This window comes from Singulisphaera chitinilytica, assembly GCF_049331405.1.
Lineage (GTDB): Bacteria > Planctomycetota > Planctomycetia > Isosphaerales > Isosphaeraceae > PoT.
On record NZ_CP186274.1, the window covers coordinates 2,617,577 to 2,632,522 of the forward strand.

Consider the following 14,946-nt stretch of genomic DNA (forward strand, 5'->3'; position numbering starts at 1 on the left):
ATCGGGATCGTCTTCATCGCGAGGATTGCATGCTCTTGCTGACCTTCCGAGTCGCCAAAGACGCCTACGCCGTCGACGCCTCGCAGGTCGTCGAGGTCGTGCCCAGGGTGAGCCTGCGGGCCGTACCGCATTCGCCCCCGTACCTCGCGGGCATGTTCCACTATCGAGACACGATCGCGCCGGTGGTCGACCTGAGCGTGCTCATGGGGGCGGGGCGTTGCTCCAACCGCCTGAGCACGCGGATCATCCTCGTCCAGGCCCCCGTGGCCGGGCGGGCCCAGGCACTGCTCGGCCTGATGGCAGAGCGGGTCGACGACCTGAGGTCGGTCACGAAGGAGCAGGCCGTCTTCCCGGCGATGCCCATGCCCGACGCCCCTTACCTCGGGCCGATCATCCAGTCGGACGACCTGCTCGTCCAGATGATTGCCGTCGATCGCGTCATCCCCGATACCCTTCGCAATGCGCTCGTCGTCGAGACGTCGGAGGCACGATGATGTGGCAGGAAGACTTCGAGGGGGTGTTGCGCGACGCGATCGGGCTAGACCCCGAGACCGTGGGCGCCGGCGTCATCCGCAAGGCGTATGAGACGCGGATGGCCGACCTGGGCCTCAAGGACGTCGGCAGCTACCTCACCCTCGTCCGACAGCCCGGGGATGAGCTCCAGGCCCTGATCGAGGAGGTAGTCATACCCGAGAGCTGGTTCTTCCGCGACAGCCAGCCATTCTCGCTCCTCCAGCGCCTCGCCAGGGAGCGCTGGCTCCATACACCGAACGCGGCGACCCTCCGGGTCCTCAGCCTCCCATGCGCGCGAGGGGAGGAACCCTACTCGGTCGCGATGGCCCTGCTCGAGATCGGGATGGAGCCGGGACGCTTCGAGATCGACGCCGTCGACGTCAGCCAGCGCAGCGTCGATCGCGCCCGACGCGGGATTTATGGGGTCAACGCCTTCCGGGGGAACGACCAGCCGTTCCGCAAGCGTTATTTCCGCCCGCTCGGCACAGGCTTCGAGATCGATCCAGCGGTCAAGGCGGCCGTCCGGTTCCACTGCGGCAACCTCGTCGATCCGCTGCTCCTGGGCGGCTGCGTCCCTTACGACTTCATCTTCTTCCGCAACCTCCTGATCTATCTCGACGTCCCGACCCGGAAGCAGGCGATCCGGACGCTCGACCGCCTGCTCGGGGCCTCGGGGATCCTCTTCTCGGGGCACGCCGAGTCCCTGTCCGGTTACTGGCCGGCGCTCGTCCCCATGGCCGACGTCGGGACGTTCGCCTATCGACGCATGACCGAGCAGGATCGCGTCGTCCCTTTCCATGACCTGCTCGATCCCCCTCGGATCAAGGCCATCCCCGCCCCGGCAAGGCCCCGAGAGATCCGCTTCACCCCGGGCCCGGCCCCCGTGGCGCCGCCGGCCGCCTTGACGTCGAGGCCGCACGTCGCGATCACGACCACCGCCCCACCAACCCCGGCCCGGCGGACGACCCCCGCGCCTTGCCCGCTCCTGGAGCGGGCGTCGGAGCTCGCCAATCAGAGGCAATACGACGCGGCGATCTCGCTCTGCGAGCGCGCCCAGCGTGAGTCGGGGCAGACGGCCGATTCTTACTACCTGATGGGCATGATCCAGCAGGCGGCGAGCCGTCCGGCCCTGGCAGAGGTCGCCTTCAACAAGGCGGTCTATCTCGACGGCCAGCACGACGAGGCGCTCCTGGCCCTGGCGCTGCTGGCCCAGCGCCGGGGGGATGTCGCCGCGGCCGAGGGCCTGCGCAAGCGGGCTGATCGCGCCTCGCAGAGGAAGGGCAAGTCATGAGCACGGCCAACGCCAACTCCCTGACCTCGCTGCCGATGGCGGACGACTGCTGGCGCAAGATCGGGATCAGCGGCGATCGATCATGCCCCGAGCTCCAGACCTACATCCACTGCCGGAGCTGCCCCGTCTATTCCAGGGCGGCGCGGACGTTCTTCGATCGCGAGGCCCCCGAGGGCTACCTCGAGGAGTGGACGCGCCTGCTCTCCCGCGAGAAGCAGGTCGTCGATTCCGACTCGCTATCCGTCCTGATCTTCCGGCTCTCGGGGGAATGGCTGGCGCTGCCGACTCGCCTGATGTCGGAGGTGACGCACCCCCGGCCCGTCCATCGGGTCCCGCATCGGAGCAACGAGAGCCTGCTCGGCCTGGTTAGCATCCGGGGCCAGTTGCAGCTCTGCGTCTCGATGCACGGCATGCTCGGCGTGGCCCCGCTTGCCGGCAATGAGGCCGACGCCTTGCCGGGCGACGTTACGGGCAAGATGATCCACCCCAGGCTGATCGTGCTCGAAAGAAAAGGACAGCGGTGGGTCTTCCCGGCCGATGATGTTCGTGGGGTCGCGAGGATCCCTCGCGGCGAGTTCCAGACCGTCCCGTCGACCCTGACCAGGGTGAGCAGCTTCAGTCAGGCCGTCTTCCCCTGGAACACGCATATCGTGGGCCTGCTGGACGACGAACGAGTCCTCTTGGCCCTCCGGAGCCTGGGATTGTGAGCGACGACCTCTCCGGCTTCTCGATGATGGAGCTGTTCCGAGCCGAGGTTGAAGGGCAGGCGTCCGTCCTATCGTCGGGCCTGCTCGCCCTCGAGAGCGGGGACAGCACCCCCTCGAACCTCGAAGGGATGATGCGCGCCGCCCACTCGATCAAGGGGGCCGCGCGGATCGTCGGGCTCGAGGCCGGCGTGCGCGTGGCCCACGTCCTCGAGGATTGCTTCGTCGCCGCCCAGAAGAGCAAGATCACGATCCTGCCGACGCACATCGACATCCTCCTCCGCGGCGTCGACCTGCTCGTGCGAAGCTCGGAGGTCTCCGAGTCGGAGGCGGAGGACTGGCTCCTCGCCAACGAATCCGAGATCGCCGCCCTCGTCGACGACATCAACGGGATCATCAGCGGGGAGACCCCCGTCCCGAAGGCCGAGGTCGTCGAGGCCAACGCCGCAGAGCCGGAAGCCGTCGTGATCCAGCCCTCGACCCCCGAGCCGGTCGGGGTGCCGACGCCCGCCCCGGAACCCGAGCCGGTTCCAGAGCCCGAGCCGGAACCGACGCCAAGAGCCGTTCCCGTTCCCGTCGCGAGCCAACCCGAGCCGCCGAAGCCCTCGCAGCCACCGGTTCCCCCGGCCGCCGTCGCGGACGTGTCGGAGCAGGTCGAGCGCGTGGTCCGGGTCACGGCCGACAGCCTGACGCAACTGATGGGCCTGGCCGGCGAGTCGCTCGTCGAGGCCAGGCGGTTCCGCCCCTTCCTCGACTCTCTGCTGGCGCTCAAGAAGAATCAGACGATGCTCTGGGAGAGCCTCCAGGCGATCGAGGACCGCTGGGGCGAGGCCCGCTCCGAGGTCTCGGCCCGAGAGCGAGAGGGGATCGTCCAGGCCAAGCAGCAGGCCGGGCGCTGCCGCCAGTTATTGAGCGACAAGCTCGAAGAGCTGGAAGACTTCGGCCGTCGGATCGAGGACCTCTCGGGACGCCTGCACCACGAGGTGCTCGCCAGCCGCGTCCGGCCACTGGCCGACGGGATGGCCGGGTTCCCCAGGCTGGTCCGCGACATCTCCAGGCAGCTCGGCAAGAAGGTCCGCTACGAGCTCCGCGGGGAGAAGACGGGGGTCGACCGCGACATCCTCGAGAAGCTCGAGGCCCCGATCAACCACCTGATCCGTAACTCGCTCGACCACGGCCTCGAGATGCCCGACGACCGGATCGCGGCGGGTAAGCCCGCGACGGGGACGATCCGGCTCGAAGGCCGACACCGGGCGGGCCGATTGCAGATCATGGTCTGGGACGACGGCCGCGGCATCAACCCCGACCGCGTCAAGCGCAGGATCGTCGAGCGAGGGCTCGTCACCGAGGCCATCGCCGAGCAGCTCAGCGAGGCCGAGATCCTCGAGTTTTTGTTCCTCCCCGGCTTCTCGACCAAGGACGAGGTGACCGACCTCTCCGGCCGGGGCGTCGGGCTGGACGTGGTGCAGAGCATGGTCCGCGAGGTCGGGGGCTCGGTGCGGGTCACGTCCCAACCCGGCCGCGAGACCTGCTTCATCCTCCACCTGCCGATCACCATGTCGGTGATCCGCGCCCTGCTCGTGCGGATCAGCGGCGAGCCCTACGCCTTCCCGCTGACCCGGATCGACCGCATCCTGATCCTCCATCGCTCGAATATCCAGGTGCTCGAAGGGAGGGAGCATTTCCTGCTCGACGGCCAGCCGGTGGGCCTGGTTTCGGCGAGCCAGGTCCTCGAACTCCCCTCGGATCGGAAGGAAGAATCGGAGGTCCCCGTCGTCGTCGTAAGCGACCGCGGCCAGCGGTTCGGCATGGTCGTCGACGAGTTCCTGGGAGAGCGTGACCTCCAGGTCCGGCCGCTCGACGCGAGGCTCGGCAAGGTCCCCGACGTCAGCAGCGCCTCGGTCCTGGAAGACGGCTGGCCGGTCCTCATCATCGACGTCGAGGATCTGGTGCGATCCATCGATAACCTCCTGGCGGGCAGGCGGCTCAAGCGTCTCGAGGCCGCGGGTACGAACGTCAAGCAGAAGGTCGTGAAGCGGATCCTCGTCGTCGACGACTCGATCACCGTCCGGGAGCTCGAGCGCCAGTTGCTCGAGAGCCGAGGCTACATGGTCGACACGGCCGTCGACGGCATGGATGGCTGGAATACCGTCCGCGCCGGGCGCTACGAGCTGATCGTGAGTGATGTGGACATGCCTCGCATGGATGGCATCGAATTCGTTCGACGCATCAAGCAGGACCCCTTGCTACGCGCCGTCCCCGTGGTCATCATCTCGTATAAGGATCGTGAAGAAGATCGAATGAGAGGCCTCGACGCCGGGGCGAACGCCTACCTCACCAAGAGTAGCTTCCACGATCAGACGTTCCTCACGACGGTTGTCGACCTGATCGGTGAGGCAGTGGAATGAGGATCGGGATCGTCAATGACATGCCGATGGCCCGGGAAGCCCTCCGCCGCGTGGTGGAAGCGGTCCCGGACAACCGGGTCTGCTGGATGGCCCGCGACGGCGAGGAAGCCGTCGCGCTCGCGCGGACCGACCCGGCCGACGTCATCCTGATGGACCTCATCATGCCGGGGACGGACGGCGCCGAGGCCACGCGCCGGATCATGAACGAGAGCCCCTGCGCGATCCTCGTCGTGACGGCCACCGTCAGCGGCCACATGAGCAAGGTGTATGAGGCCATGGGCCACGGGGCGCTCGACGCCGTCGACACCCCCGCGCTCGGCCCCAAAGGCCAGCTCAAGGGGGGCAACGCCCTCCTCGACAAGATCGCCACGATCAGCAAGCTGATCAGCAAGTCGAGCGGGTCCACTCGCGTCGCCCCTCCCGCGCCGAAGGAGGCCCCGCCGAGCAGCCCCGCGGGCAACCTCGTCCTCCTCGGCGCCTCGACCGGCGGCCCCAAGGCCCTGGCCGACATCCTGAGCGGCCTGCCGAAGAACTGGGAGGCGAGCGTCATCATCGTCCAGCACGTCGACGTGGCCTTCGCCCCGAGCATGGGCCACTGGCTGGGCGAACACACCGGCCTGAAGGTCGGCCTGATCCGGGAAGGGCAGAAGCCCGAGCCGGGGCAAGTCCTCCTCGCCGCCACGAATGATCTCTTGATCATGTCGGCCGACGGCAAGCTCCATTACACGGCCGAGCCTCGCGAGATCAATTACCGGCCCTCGCTCGACGTCTTCTACACGAGCGTCGCCGCGCACTGGCCAGACCGCGGGGTCGCCGTCCTGCTGACCGGCATGGGTCGCGACGGCGCCGAGGGGCTGCTCAGGCTCCGCCGCGCCGGCTGGCACACCATCGCCCAGGACGAGCGGACGAGCGTGGTCTGGGGGATGCCCAGGGTCGCCGCCGAGATCGGCGCGGCGGTCCGGGTCCTGCCCATCGGTCGAATTGCCGAGGAAATCACACGTCACGTCTCCGGGCCGGGTGGCCCGTTGAGGAGATCCGTCGGATGAGCACGCAGCCTGAATTGACCGAGCACAAGATCACGGTCCTCCTCATCGACGACCAGCCGATGATCGGCGAGGCCGTGAGGCGGATGCTCCTGGGAGAGACGGATCTCACCTTCCACTACTGCAGGGACGCGGCGAAGGCGGTCGAGACGGCGAACAACCTCGCCCCCACCGTCATCCTGCAAGACCTGGTCATGCCCGAGATCGACGGGCTCGACCTCGTCAATCACTTCCGGGCCAACGAAGCGACGAAAGAGACCCCCCTGATCGTCCTCTCCACCAAGGAAGAGCCGACGACCAAGGCCGAGGCCTTCTCCCGCGGAGCCAACGACTACCTCGTCAAGCTCCCCGATAAGCTCGAACTCGTCGCGCGTATCCGCTATCACTCCAAGGGCTATATCAACTTACTCCAGCGTAATGAAGCCTATCGGGCCCTCAAGGAAAGTCAGAGGGTCCTGGCCGAGGACGTAGCGCAGGCCGCGAAATATCTGCAATCGTTGCTCCCCGAAAAGCTCAAACGGGGTCCCGTCCGGGCCGACTGGCGGTTCATCCCGTCGGCGGCGCTCGGCGGCGACTGCTTCGGCTACCATGCCCTCGACGATGAGCACTTCGTCCTCTACCTGCTCGACGTCTGCGGCCACGGGGTCGGTGCGGCCCTGCTGTCCGTCTCGGCGCTCAACGCCCTGCGGTCGCAGTCCTTGCCGCAGACCGATTTCCGGAAGCCGGATCAGGTGCTCAACGCCCTGAACCGGGCCTTCCCGATGGAACAGCAGAACGGTAAGTTCTTCACGATTTGGTATGGAGTTTACAATACCAAGACCCGACAGCTCGACCACGCCGGCGGCGGCCACCCACCCGTCCTGCTCGTCAGCGGTCCGGCTGAAGACCAGCTCGAGGTGAAGCAACTCGAATCCCAGGGGCCGATGATCGGCGCCGTGGAAGACCTCGAGTTCCGCTCGGAGACGATCCAGGTTGGGCCCTGCGCCAAGCTCTTTCTCTATAGCGACGGCATCTACGAGATTGAGCAGAAGGACGGCCGGATGTGGCCGTTCGATGACTTCGTCAAGGTCTTGGGGGAAGGGGCCAGGCCCGGCACCTCCGACCTGGACCGATTCGTCGCCCAGGTCCGTTCAATCGGAGGTCGCGACGACTTCGTGGATGACTTCTCGATCGTCGAGTTCGACTTCCCCACGTCGAACTGAATTCGGTCGCTGACGACCTTCGAAACTCGAACGAGCGAGCCCGCGGAATACGCGTGGTCGCTCGTTCGTTTGGAATCTCGATCGAAATCTCGCGTCAGGCGATCACCACCACCGGGCACCTCGGCCACCATACCAACCCCGGTAGGGGCCGTACGGACGAGGTCCGTAGCCGAAGCCACCGTAACCGTAAGCGGGCCGGTAAACCGAGTAAGGCCTCACAACGGGGTAAGCCGGAACCACGGGGGCATATCCATAAGCAGGCGCATAACCGGGGAGCACTCCGTAGCCGTAGCTCGGGTAGAGACCGACCCCCGGAACACCGATGCCCACGGTGGTCCCCGGAGTACTCACAACGAGCTGAGCCTGGGCCTTGTTGGTCTCGGACAGGAAAAGAGTGACCGTCAGGGCGGCACCCACGAACGCCAATGTCCTCATTCTCGGTCGCATGGTTCAGTTCTTCCTTCTGCCTTTGCCCGCGGTCTCGATGGTTGGGACGCAACCTTGAGGGCTGGCCGGGCCGTATCGTGCTGGGCTCTCATCGAATGACGCTTCGCAATGGCGAGGGTTCCCGGCGTCCCGAGACGACCTTTCGGAAGTGTCCCCAGGCCAAAGCCTCTGGTTTCCTTACATGCGAAGACTGTGCCACGCGACGAGTTTCCCGATTCAACCCTGATGCGCATCCTCTTCCCGAAACTACGCGACAAGGCTGCCGACTGTTTGAACTTACCGAGAAACGCCTCGCCCAAGGTCGCATGAATGGGGGCTCGCCTGCTCGAGCGGGCCTCGGCGAGATGCACTCATGGTTGTCGACCCTAATCCAGTCGATGTCAGGGACTTGGCACGCCGACCGGCCGGAGGCTATAGTGGGATGACAGGAGTCGTAACGACTCTGACGAGCCAGGACCGACGATGGATTGAGGATGCCGACACGGAAGGGGGCATGGCAATGCGTAACACGAACCGGAATCGAGCCGCCTTGCTCTGCTCGGCTCTCGTGTTGTGCGGCTTCGGTGCGGCCTCGGCCTTCGCACAGACCGAGGCGGAATCCCTCTCCACGAGCTTCCGGACGGCCGCCAGGCGTGTCCTGCCCGGCGTGGTCAGCGTCCGGACGGTCGGGGGGCTCCGGGGCTTCGACGCCCCTCCCGTCATCAGGCCGTTCGGCTTCGGCAACCGCGACTTCAATCCCTCCGAGATGATGCCGAAGGCACCGCAATCGAGCGGCTCCGGTTTCGTCATCAATGCCTCCAAGGGGTTCATCCTGACCAACGACCACGTGGTCCAGGATGCGGCCCGCGTCGTGGTCGTGCTTCACGATGGGCGAGAGCGGCCGGTCTCGCAGATCAGGCGCGACCCCAAGAGCGACCTCGCCCTGCTGATCATCGACCCCAAGGGGCTCACGCAGGTCGACTGGGGCGATTCGAACGCCCTGGACACCGGCGACTGGGTCCTGGCGATCGGCCAGCCTTTCGGCCTCTCCGGCACGGTCACGGCCGGGATCGTCAGCGGCAAGGGACGCGAGATCGGCATGGCCATGTACGAGGACCTGATCCAGACCGACGCCGCCATCAACCCGGGGAACTCGGGCGGTCCGCTCGTGAACCTCAAGGGGGAGGTCGTCGGGATCAACACGGCCATGAAGTCGACCAAGGGGGGGAACGAGGGGATCGGCTTCGCCATCCCCGCCGCCCGCGCCCAGAGGGTCATGGCCGACCTCGCCGAGTCCGGCTCGGTCCGTCGCTCCTACATCGGCGTGAACATCGGGCCCCTCGATCGCCAGAGCGAGGGCCGGGTCGACCAGCCCGGCGCGGTGATGGTGACCGGCCTGAGCGAGAATAGCCCCGCCACGGAAGCCGGCCTGCGCGTCGGCGACATCCTGCTCCAGCTCGACGGCAAGCCGATCGAGGGCTCGAACTGGCTCCAGAGCACCATCGAGATCACGCCGGTCGGGCAGCCCGTGACATTGAGCATCGACCGCGGCGGCGAACGCCTCGACGTGAAGGTCGTCCCCAAGGCCCAGCCCGAATTCTTCGGCCTCCCCAACCGCGAGCCGTTCCCGGGGTTCCGGCCCTTCCGGGACGGCCGCCAGATCCTCCCGCCGGGCATGCCCAGGCAGCCCGCCCCGCCCGACGAACCCGCCCTCGAATCCACGGAGAACTTGCGAGAGACCTCGCTCCGGACGACGGATGTCTGGTTCCCGCAACTCGGCCTGAGGCTTAGTGAGCCCTCTCAGGGGCTCGCCCGACGTTTCAAGCTCGGCCGCACCACGCCAGGTCTGGTCGTCGTGGGGATCGACCCCGAGGGGCCGGCCGACAAGGCCCGGATCAAGATCGGCATGGTCGTCACCGACGTCGACCAGCGTCACGTCGAGACGCTCGACGGGTTCCGCGAGGCCGTGGCGCATTGCCCCACGGATCGCGACCTCGTGGTGCGTGTGATGAAGGACTCTCACGCGGAATTCTTGACCATTTCCAAACCCAGGCAGGATCAGGAAAGCCAGGAATCATCGAAGAAGGCTTCGGAAGGGCCCGCGCAGGAATCGACGCGGCCCGTGGAACCGAAGTGATCGTTGACGTGGGGCAAGCGCCGTAGTCGAGCTCTCGAAATCATCGGCCCCCGTCCAAGGAATGGACCACGACCTCAAGATGAGCAACGATGGAAGGGCCCGATCGATGAAGCGCCGTATTTTGGTAGTGGATGACACGCCGCTCATCCGCGAGCACTTGCGGGTCATCCTGGAGATGGACGGCTACGAGGTGGAGACGGCCAACGACGGCCGCTCGGCCCTGGCCGCGGTCCGCGAGCGTCTCTTCCACCTGGTCATCACCGACTTGCGCATGCCGGACATGAGCGGCATCGAGCTGCTCCAATCCGTCCGCGCCGAGAAACTGCCGTTCGGCGTCATCGTCCTGACCGGGCACGGCGACACCCAGGTCGCCCTCGACGTGATGAAGGCCGGGGCCGACGACTTCGTCACCAAGCCTTATGAGCCCGATCACCTCCGCTTCCTCGTCCAGCGCATCCTCGAGCGCCGCCGCCTGATCGACGAGCTCCAGCAGCTCCAGAAGCAGATGAGCGAGGATTACAGCTTCCACAACATCGTCTCGAAGAGCCCGAAGATGCGCCGGATCTTCGACCTCATCGAGCAGATCGGGCCGATCGGCTCGACGGTCCTCATCTTCGGGGAGACGGGCACCGGCAAGGAGCTCGTCGCCCACGCGATCCATGCGGCCGACAGCCAGAGGAAAGGCCCGTTCATCGCCCTGAACTGCGCCGCGCTCCACGAGTCCCTGCTCGAGAGCGAGCTCTTCGGCCACGAGAAGGGGGCGTTCACGGGGGCCGACCGCCGCAAGAAGGGGCGGTTCGAACTCGCCGACGGCGGTACCTTCTTCCTCGACGAGGTGGGCGACGTCTCGCCGGCGATGCAGGCCAAGCTGCTGCGCGTCCTCCAATCGGGCACCTTCGAGCGGGTCGGCGGGACCGAGACGCTCAAGGTCGACGTCCGGATCGTCGCCGCGAGCAACAAGCGTCTCGAGGACGAGGTGAAGGCCGGGCGATTCCGCTCCGACCTCTTCTACCGCCTCAACGTGATCCGGATCGACCTGCCTCCGCTCCGGGACCGTGCAGAGGACGTCCCGCTCCTGGCCATGCACTTCATCGAGAAGTTCAAGCCGATGAGCACGCCCCCCGTCACCGAGATCGACCCCGACGCGATGCAGGCGCTCATCGACCACACCTGGCCGGGGCACATCCGCGAGCTCGAGAACGCGATCAAGGCGGCCGTCGCCATGGCCGAGGGCTCGGTCATCCACCGCGACGCGCTGCCGGCCACCGTCGCGCCTCGGGCCCGCAAGGCCGCGACCTCGTCTACGCTGATCGATATCGAGCGACCGTTGCCCGACCTGACCACCGACCTGATCGGGCGCGTCGAGCGCGACTACTTCACACGGCTCCTCGCCCAGTACAAGGGGAACGTCGCCCGTTGTGCCAAGCACAGCGGCCTCTCGCGCCGGAGCGTGACGCAGAAGCTCCAGAAGTACGAGCTCGACCGCACCCGCTTCAAGGACGCCGCCTTCGTCGACCCTTCCGAGGGTTGAGCACTCACTCAAACGAACCAAGGTCCCACCCCCCGATGTTCGTCGAGGGGCAGGGGCCTCGCCTGCATCAGGGGAGCGGCACGTCCTTGAACTCGAACTCGAGCGGGATGGTCAGCACCTTGCTCGGGGTCTCGTAGACGAGCTGGTAATCCTCGGGCTTGCCGGGGGCGTCGACGAAGAGGTACTCGAAGCCGAGTTTGCCCTGATCCGACGACGTGTTCGAGAACCCGCCGTTGTGCTCGAACCGGGAGCCGTCCTTCTTCTGGAGCCAGATCCGGTTGTTGAAGAGGCCCTGGCGATAACTCTCGAAGGCCTCGCCGCCTCCGGGGTATTCCAGGACGACGTTGACCTTCCAGACCTGCTCGTCGACCTCGGTCCCTTCCAGCGTCATGCTGATGTCGCCGGCCTTCATGGTCACGTTCTCCTTCGCGAGGCTCGGGAACCGGAAGGTCTTGAGCCCGGCGGGGACGGTGACATCGGCCTTCACCTTCAAGGAGGCGAGATTCTTCGCCGTGCGCTCGGGGGCGACGAGGTTCACGTTCATCTCGGCGGCCGGGTTCTCGGGCCGGAGGACGACGTCGGTCGACTCCATCATCACCTGTGGCTCGACCTTCCTCCCCTGGTCGTCGACGATCTTCAGCTCATCGGCCTTCAAGGCCAGGAGCATGGGACGCAAACGAGGCTCCCAGGCCACCTCGAACTGGGTATTCGCCGTGCTCGTACCCGCCTGGAGGTCGCGGACCGAGCTGACCTGCTTGAAGGCGATACGGAAGGGCCCCGCGTACTGGACGAGCCCCTTCTCGGGCGGCTTGCCCGCCATCAGGCCGACCGAGCCGTCGCCGGTGTAATAGTTGGGGGTCACTTCCGCCTGCCTGGCGACCTCGTCGAGGGCCTGGAAGAAGGGGACGTCCTGGAGGTCGAGGTCGAGCCCCGGGTTCGTCACCTCGGAGCCTTCCGACTCCCGGAGGTCGGAGATCATGTTGCCCGACTGGCTCTGCAGCTTCTGCAGGACCTCGGTGAGCCGGATTCCCTTGCCCTGGAGGGTGATCTTCGATGCGCCCAGGTTCGTCTGGTCGAGGGCCTCGCGGAGCGCCTCGCGGATCCGCTCGATCTGCTTCTCCTTCTCGCCGTCCCCCCCCTTCGACTCGGGCAGCAAGGGGAGGATGCGCGGGCCGAGCTTGATGAGGGCATCCTCGGCCGACTTCCTCGCCTCGGGCTTGGGGGCCTCGAGCTTGGTCAGCAACTGATCGACGCGATCGCGCAGGGCGGCGTCGGTCGCCTGGCCCCTCGCCGTCCCGACCATCGTCAAAGCGGCGAGCATCGCGACGAGCGCCAACCTCTCAACGTTTCGCATGGCGAGACCTCCCGTGGACCATTGAGCCTTCATACTTTCATAAAATTCGGACGTGATTCGACGCGGGCCGGCCGCTCTTGGCGACTTCGACCCGCCCTCGAGCTTCGAAGAATCAGGGGACGAGCCAGCGGCCGTCCTCCATGACGACGCGTCCGTCGGCCGTGATCCGGCCCCCGCGCCTGGTGTCGACGATCAGGTCCCAGTGCAGGGCCGACTCGTTGGTCCCCCCCGTCTCCGGGTAGCTCTGCCCGAGCGCGAGGTGGACTGTCCCGCCGATCTTCTCATCATAGAGGATGCTGCCGGTGAACCGGTCGATCCCGAGGTTCAATCCGATGCCGAGCTCGCCGAGCCGACGCGCACCGGCGTCGAGGTCGAGCATGGCCTTGAGGTACTCCTCCCCCTCGTCTGCCTTCGCGTCGACCACGACCCCGTCTCGGAATTCGAGCTCGATGCCGACGACCTCGCGGCCCCCCCGGCAGACCGGGAACCCGCAGCGCAGCCGGCCGTTGACGCTCGTCTCGACTGGCCCGGTGAAGATCTCGCCCGAGGGCATGTTGCGCCGGCCGTCGGAGTTGATCCAGGTCCTCCCGGCCACGGAGAGGGTCAGGTCGGTCCCTTCCGCCTCGATGCGGAGGTCCCTGGCCGTCGTCATGTACCCGACGAGCCCGGCCTGATGCTTCCCGAGGTCCTGCCAGGCCGCCACCGGATCCTCGCGGTCGAGGAACATGGCCGAGGCGACGTAGGCGGTGTAGTCGTCGATGGCCATCTTGGCGTCGTCGGCATAGGCCTGCGTCGGGTACTGCGTGAGCACCCAGCGCTTCTTGCTCGCGGCCTTGCGGATCGGCTCGCTCGCCCGGCTCAACCTCGCCTGCCGCGCGGGGTCGACCTTCTTCATCGACCTCGTGTCGCTCTCGGCCGAGATCCGGATCCGCCCGTCGACGGTCTCGGCCTCGAAGAGCGCGACCGGCGGCACGTGGGAAAGCTGGGCCTCGGTGGCATTCTGGACGTAGAACTCGCTCAGGCCCGGCAGCTCCAGGCGGACGATCGGATGCGCCCCGCGCAGGACGACGGCCCGGTAACAGGCCTCGACCAATGGCCGGCCTTCCCACTCCGAGGCGATCAGGATCGTCTCCCCCGCCTGGACGCGGAGGCAGTAGTCCACCAGCAAGTCGGCCCAACGCCCGATGAGTTCATCCGTCACGAGTTTCGACCTTCATTCCGTTGTGAGGACAACTGTCAAACACCGAGAGAATTCAGCTTAACCCGCCCCCGACCCGCTGGCAATTCTGGGCCTCCCAGAAACGGAGTTTCCGGGATTTCCCGGAGCTGGGATTCCGGCGACGACGCCCGGATCCTGGCCTCGCTCCGCCAAGTTGAGCAGAGTCGCCGACCATCGTCAAACACAACGGGCGACCCCCGGCAGACTTTCGGCGTCGGCCGAAGTTCGAGCATCGCCGGAGTCCAAGAGCGACGGATCATTGACCGCGACGGGCCAGGGCTCGAGGGCAGGGCACGCTGTCGCCGGGAGCCACCTTGCCGCTGCACGGGGGCCCGAATCCGGGGGAATCCCGGGCCTTCGCATGAACGAATGCCTCGACAAAAAGCCATCGAAGTGAAGGGGTGCATCTTGCGGGTGCGGGGTATCGGGCGTAAAATTCCCTGTGAGAAGGAAATCGGAGTCGCCAATGTGCCATCGTGCGACGACGACCGTGTTTCGAGCGGATTTGGGCCGGGTCCAGCCTCGGCCCCGACCGTCGAACTTCCCGCCTCGATGAGCATGGGCGAGGGGCCTTCTCCGGATGGGAAAACGCGGAGCCCCCGGCTCGACCTGCATCCTCGCGGCGCCGAATGCCGAGGGGACCCGGACGCGGCGTTGTTTCGAGGCACGGCCCAGGACCGAAAGCCAACGACGAAGGTTCTCTTGATTTAACGACATCCACGTTCTCGAAGGCCGTGGATGGGTTAACCTCCTTGAGTGCTCGAGGAAACCGAAGAGACCCTTCATGCACGCGTTCTACCTGGCCGTCGCGATCCTCTCCGAGGTCCTCGCGACGGTGGCCCTGAAGGCATCCGAGTCGTTCACCAAGCCGCTGCCGAGCCTGGTCGTCCTGGCGGGTTATGGTTCGGCCTTCTACTTCCTGTCCCTCTGCCTGAGGAAGATCAGCCTGGGGACGGCCTACGCGGTTTGGTCCGGAGTCGGTATCGTTCTGATCTCGGTCGCGGGTGCGGTCGTCTACAAGCAGCACCTGGACCGGGCCGCCGTCCTGGGGATCTCATTGATCGTGGCCGGCGTGCTGGTGCTCAACCTGTTCTCCAAGGGCGCCGCGCACTGACCCC

Annotated in this window: 12 protein-coding genes; 9 read left to right on the plus strand and 3 right to left on the minus strand. The window is 66.5% G+C overall.

The window, feature by feature from the left end:
* Positions 1 to 29: 29 nt before the first annotated feature.
* Genes ACOYYX_RS10445 through ACOYYX_RS10470 form a run of 6 tightly spaced genes read left to right on the plus strand, consistent with a single transcriptional unit; the run spans position 30 to position 7,161 of the window.
* Positions 30 to 494, plus strand: coding sequence for a chemotaxis protein CheW (locus ACOYYX_RS10445; protein WP_422929864.1), 465 nt, complete (start codon positions 30 to 32; stop codon positions 492 to 494).
* Positions 491 to 1,804: a CheR family methyltransferase gene (locus ACOYYX_RS10450; protein ID WP_422929865.1), complete on the plus strand. Its 1,314-nt coding sequence runs from the start codon at positions 491 to 493 to the stop codon at positions 1,802 to 1,804. Before ACOYYX_RS10445 ends, ACOYYX_RS10450 begins: the two co-directional genes overlap by 4 nt.
* A complete protein-coding gene (locus ACOYYX_RS10455) occupies positions 1,801 to 2,511 on the plus strand; it encodes a chemotaxis protein CheW (RefSeq protein ID WP_422929866.1) in 711 nt (236 codons plus the stop codon). Before ACOYYX_RS10450 ends, ACOYYX_RS10455 begins: the two co-directional genes overlap by 4 nt.
* Positions 2,508 to 4,916 carry a hybrid sensor histidine kinase/response regulator gene (locus tag ACOYYX_RS10460; protein WP_422929867.1) on the plus strand — a complete coding sequence of 803 codons (2,409 nt, stop codon included), beginning with the start codon at positions 2,508 to 2,510 and terminating at the stop codon, positions 4,914 to 4,916. Before ACOYYX_RS10455 ends, ACOYYX_RS10460 begins: the two co-directional genes overlap by 4 nt.
* Complete coding sequence (locus ACOYYX_RS10465; RefSeq protein WP_422929868.1) at positions 4,913 to 5,962, plus strand: chemotaxis response regulator protein-glutamate methylesterase; 1,050 nt, start codon at positions 4,913 to 4,915, stop codon at positions 5,960 to 5,962. The genes ACOYYX_RS10460 and ACOYYX_RS10465 overlap by 4 nt, the downstream gene beginning before the upstream one ends.
* Positions 5,959 to 7,161 (plus strand): SpoIIE family protein phosphatase, encoded by a 1,203-nt coding sequence (locus ACOYYX_RS10470; RefSeq protein ID WP_422929869.1) that lies wholly within the window; start codon positions 5,959 to 5,961, stop codon positions 7,159 to 7,161. The genes ACOYYX_RS10465 and ACOYYX_RS10470 overlap by 4 nt, the downstream gene beginning before the upstream one ends.
* Before the next feature lie 102 nt (positions 7,162 to 7,263).
* Here ACOYYX_RS10470 and ACOYYX_RS10475 read toward each other — a convergent pair whose 3' ends face one another.
* Positions 7,264 to 7,608, minus strand: coding sequence for a hypothetical protein (locus tag ACOYYX_RS10475; RefSeq protein ID WP_422929870.1), 345 nt, complete (start codon positions 7,606 to 7,608; stop codon positions 7,264 to 7,266).
* A 493-nt stretch (positions 7,609 to 8,101) separates the two neighbouring features.
* Between ACOYYX_RS10475 and ACOYYX_RS10480 the strand changes: the two genes are divergently transcribed.
* Together ACOYYX_RS10480 and ACOYYX_RS10485 are read left to right on the plus strand one after the other, a co-directional pair.
* Positions 8,102 to 9,724: a trypsin-like peptidase domain-containing protein gene (locus ACOYYX_RS10480; RefSeq protein WP_422929871.1), complete on the plus strand. Its 1,623-nt coding sequence runs from the start codon at positions 8,102 to 8,104 to the stop codon at positions 9,722 to 9,724.
* Positions 9,725 to 9,830: 106 nt separating this feature from the next.
* Positions 9,831 to 11,255 (plus strand): sigma-54-dependent transcriptional regulator, encoded by a 1,425-nt coding sequence (locus tag ACOYYX_RS10485; RefSeq protein WP_422929872.1) that lies wholly within the window; start codon positions 9,831 to 9,833, stop codon positions 11,253 to 11,255.
* A gap of 67 nt (positions 11,256 to 11,322) precedes the next feature.
* Here the strand turns inward: ACOYYX_RS10485 and ACOYYX_RS10490 are convergent, their stop codons facing one another.
* The gene (locus ACOYYX_RS10490) at positions 11,323 to 12,609 is read right to left on the minus strand and encodes a hypothetical protein (RefSeq protein ID WP_422929873.1); all 1,287 of its coding nucleotides are present in this window, start codon (positions 12,607 to 12,609) and stop codon (positions 11,323 to 11,325) included.
* A gap of 112 nt (positions 12,610 to 12,721) precedes the next feature.
* Positions 12,722 to 13,810, minus strand: a complete 1,089-nt coding sequence (locus ACOYYX_RS10495) for an aminopeptidase (RefSeq protein ID WP_422929874.1) — start codon at positions 13,808 to 13,810, stop codon at positions 12,722 to 12,724.
* Positions 13,811 to 14,612: 802 nt separating this feature from the next.
* Here ACOYYX_RS10495 and ACOYYX_RS10500 point away from each other — a divergent pair.
* Positions 14,613 to 14,942: a DMT family transporter gene (locus tag ACOYYX_RS10500; RefSeq protein ID WP_422929875.1), complete on the plus strand. Its 330-nt coding sequence runs from the start codon at positions 14,613 to 14,615 to the stop codon at positions 14,940 to 14,942.
* The last annotated feature ends 4 nt before the right edge of the window (positions 14,943 to 14,946 follow it).

What these genes read in the sequence shown, in the direction of transcription:
- ACOYYX_RS10475 (WP_422929870.1), bottom strand. Translation starts at nt 7,608, where the DNA reads ATGCGACCGAGAATGAGGACATTGGCGTTCGTGGGTGCCGCCCTGACG.
- ACOYYX_RS10445 (WP_422929864.1), top strand. Translation starts at nt 30, where the DNA reads ATGCTCTTGCTGACCTTCCGAGTCGCCAAAGACGCCTACGCCGTCGAC.
- ACOYYX_RS10455 (WP_422929866.1), top strand. Translation starts at nt 1,801, where the DNA reads ATGAGCACGGCCAACGCCAACTCCCTGACCTCGCTGCCGATGGCGGAC.
- ACOYYX_RS10480 (WP_422929871.1), top strand. Translation starts at nt 8,102, where the DNA reads ATGGCAATGCGTAACACGAACCGGAATCGAGCCGCCTTGCTCTGCTCG.
- ACOYYX_RS10450 (WP_422929865.1), top strand. Translation starts at nt 491, where the DNA reads ATGATGTGGCAGGAAGACTTCGAGGGGGTGTTGCGCGACGCGATCGGG.
- ACOYYX_RS10470 (WP_422929869.1), top strand. Translation starts at nt 5,959, where the DNA reads ATGAGCACGCAGCCTGAATTGACCGAGCACAAGATCACGGTCCTCCTC.
- ACOYYX_RS10485 (WP_422929872.1), top strand. Translation starts at nt 9,831, where the DNA reads ATGAAGCGCCGTATTTTGGTAGTGGATGACACGCCGCTCATCCGCGAG.
- ACOYYX_RS10490 (WP_422929873.1), bottom strand. Translation starts at nt 12,609, where the DNA reads ATGCGAAACGTTGAGAGGTTGGCGCTCGTCGCGATGCTCGCCGCTTTG.
- ACOYYX_RS10500 (WP_422929875.1), top strand. Translation starts at nt 14,613, where the DNA reads ATGCACGCGTTCTACCTGGCCGTCGCGATCCTCTCCGAGGTCCTCGCG.
- ACOYYX_RS10465 (WP_422929868.1), top strand. Translation starts at nt 4,913, where the DNA reads ATGAGGATCGGGATCGTCAATGACATGCCGATGGCCCGGGAAGCCCTC.